This window comes from Gilliamella sp. Nev6-6, from assembly GCF_001690605.1.
Taxonomy (GTDB): domain Bacteria; phylum Pseudomonadota; class Gammaproteobacteria; order Enterobacterales; family Orbaceae; genus Gilliamella; species Gilliamella apicola_C.
Genome location: NZ_LZHP01000066.1, coordinates 1 through 2209 on the forward strand (window position 1 = coordinate 1; position 2209 = coordinate 2209).

The 2209-nt window shown below is 37.1% G+C and carries 3 protein-coding genes; all 3 read left to right on the forward strand.

The features are described 5' to 3' along the window. The coding region (locus A9G42_RS13930) for a hypothetical protein (RefSeq protein WP_179854629.1) at window positions 1-873 on the forward strand (873 nt) is incomplete at its 5' end. Window positions 874-877: 4 nt separating this feature from the next. Beyond that, window positions 878-1234, forward strand: a complete 357-nt coding sequence (locus A9G42_RS07870) for a hypothetical protein (protein ID WP_065643115.1) — start codon at window positions 878-880, stop codon at window positions 1232-1234. Window positions 1235-1571: 337 nt separating this feature from the next. Further along, window positions 1572-2209, forward strand: a 638-nt coding sequence (locus A9G42_RS07875) for a VENN motif pre-toxin domain-containing protein (protein ID WP_257006397.1), incomplete at its 3' end; no start/stop codon positions are given.

The following is a 2209-nucleotide window of genomic DNA, read 5'->3' on the forward strand; positions in this document are numbered from 1 at the left end:
GTCCTTCAGATTGGGTTTGCTGCTATCGATGGGTTTGGAGCAGCCGCATTATCACCAGGTTGCAGCTCAGTGGTGGGATGTATACCAAGTGCATATCTAACATGGTCAATGGCTGATAATGGCGTAACGGGAGCAATGACCGTTTATTATGGCAAAACTTATCATACGCAAACAGCCGAGGGGCTAGCTAAGATATTAGGCGTGTCAGTATCAGATGCTGAATTGTTATTTTCACTTTCAACAGCTGGCGTTACTGCAAAAGGTTTTAGTGATTTAGCCTGGAAAGCGAGAGCTACAGGGCAAAAGTTATCAGCTAAAGAAGTAGAGCAAATAAGTAAGAATGTTAATAAAGCAACAGCTGGGGCTGTTGGAAAGGGAGCAAATGGACAAATAATAAAAAATAGTGAAGGATTGAATGAAGTAAAAATCAATCAAACACCGCTTGAAGGACAAAACCGTCTCAATACGCCAGATTTAGGCGGTAGTGGTAAATTAAAACCCGCTGAAGCAGCCGCTGCAGCGCAGCTTGAGCCAGTATTAGGTAAAATGGAGCGTTATACGCCGCCTAAAGGAGCAACTCAGGGCGAATCTCCCGATTTTGTAATTACCTCTGGACCTAATAAAGGTAAAACTGTGGATGCGTTGTATACAACTGATAAACTATCACAAAAAGAAATTGATGGATTAAATAAGTTTTATGAAAAAAATATGAATACTGGTAAAGGTAAAGAGATTATTGACAAACACTTGGGAAAAGCGGACTTTGTACCTGTTGATTTTAGAGTTTTAACGCCTTCTAATCAAAAAATTTTCATAGATTATATAAAAACACTACCTAAATCGCAGCGAAATAAAATTATAATTATGAGGTAATATAATGGGTGCAGTTATTTTTTTTAATAAAAGTGAGGTAAATAAAAAAGATGAAGGCAAATTTATATCTACATATGTTAATAGTAGTTATTGGGATGCCTTTGGTGATTTGCTAGATGCAGTATTTTTACCTAACTATCCTAAATTACATGAAATCATAAAATCGGAAGAAGGAGAATACTTAAAGTTTTATTCTTTTGTCGAGTTGGACAAGGAACAATTTAACCAATCTGTAAAATTAATAAGGGATTATATTGCAAAGCAGAGTAATCCAACCGAATGGCAAAAAATGGCTCAGGTGGTATGGAATGAAATAGCGGAGCCTTATATTATTAAAGATAATCGTTATCAGCCCAGTTAGATTAATTCCATCTTGAATTTTACATATTAGCAAGTTAAAGGTGACGGTTAACACCGTCACTAAATCCTATAATTCCAATAAAACAAAAGTCTAATAAAACATTAATATCAAAACACTAAACAATAACCAATATTGAATCTTAATCAAACAAAACGGTATAGACTCCTGAATAATTTTTACAAAACGAAGTTGTAATTATCTTTTAACTAACGCTTCAAAGGCAATGTTATCACCAATCAAACACATTCTCAAAATTCCAAAAAAAAGTGAGGAGCAGTGTTTTTGAAAGCTTAAAATCATAAAAAATAACAGTCTCACCGAAGCAGAAAAACAAAACATCAGCGCATTATCGCAACTAGCAGCAGGCCTTGCAGCGGCCAGTATGGGCGGTGATGTGGGTGCTTCGATAGCTGCGAGTAAGAATGCGGTTGAGAATAACCGTTTAACTACGCGTAGAGAGAATAAACGAATTAGAAAATTGGCTAAAGGAGATAAGCAGGAAGAATTACGTTATCTTGCAGCAGCATGTGCACTAATTAAATGTTCGTCCGAACTGGCTGATAATGACCCGCAGAAAGCGGCACTCCGAGAACTAGAAAAGTTAGGCAGTAGTGACGAGTTACAAGCATATAGAGAAACGCTTGCAGCTCAAGAACACACAAAAAATAGAACTATATTTGGTATACCTTATCAAAAAAATGAAAAGTTATTTCAGTATACATTTTTTGATGGTATTTTTGATGGTACAAAGAATATTGATAATGAATACAGCATAACCACTCGAGCAGGAGGAGTCCTTCAGATTGGGTTTGCTGCTATCGATGGGTTTGGAGCAGCCGCATTATCACCAGGTTGCAGCTCAGTGGTGGGATGTATACCAAGTGCATATCTAACATGGTCAATGGCTGATAATGGCGTAACGGGAGCAATGACCGTTTATTATGGCAAAACTTATCATACGCAAACAGCCGAGGG

Excerpts from the sequence above, each read along its gene's own strand:
- A9G42_RS07870 (WP_065643115.1), top strand. The coding sequence starts at position 878 with ATGGGTGCAGTTATTTTTTTTAATAAAAGTGAGGTAAATAAAAAAGAT.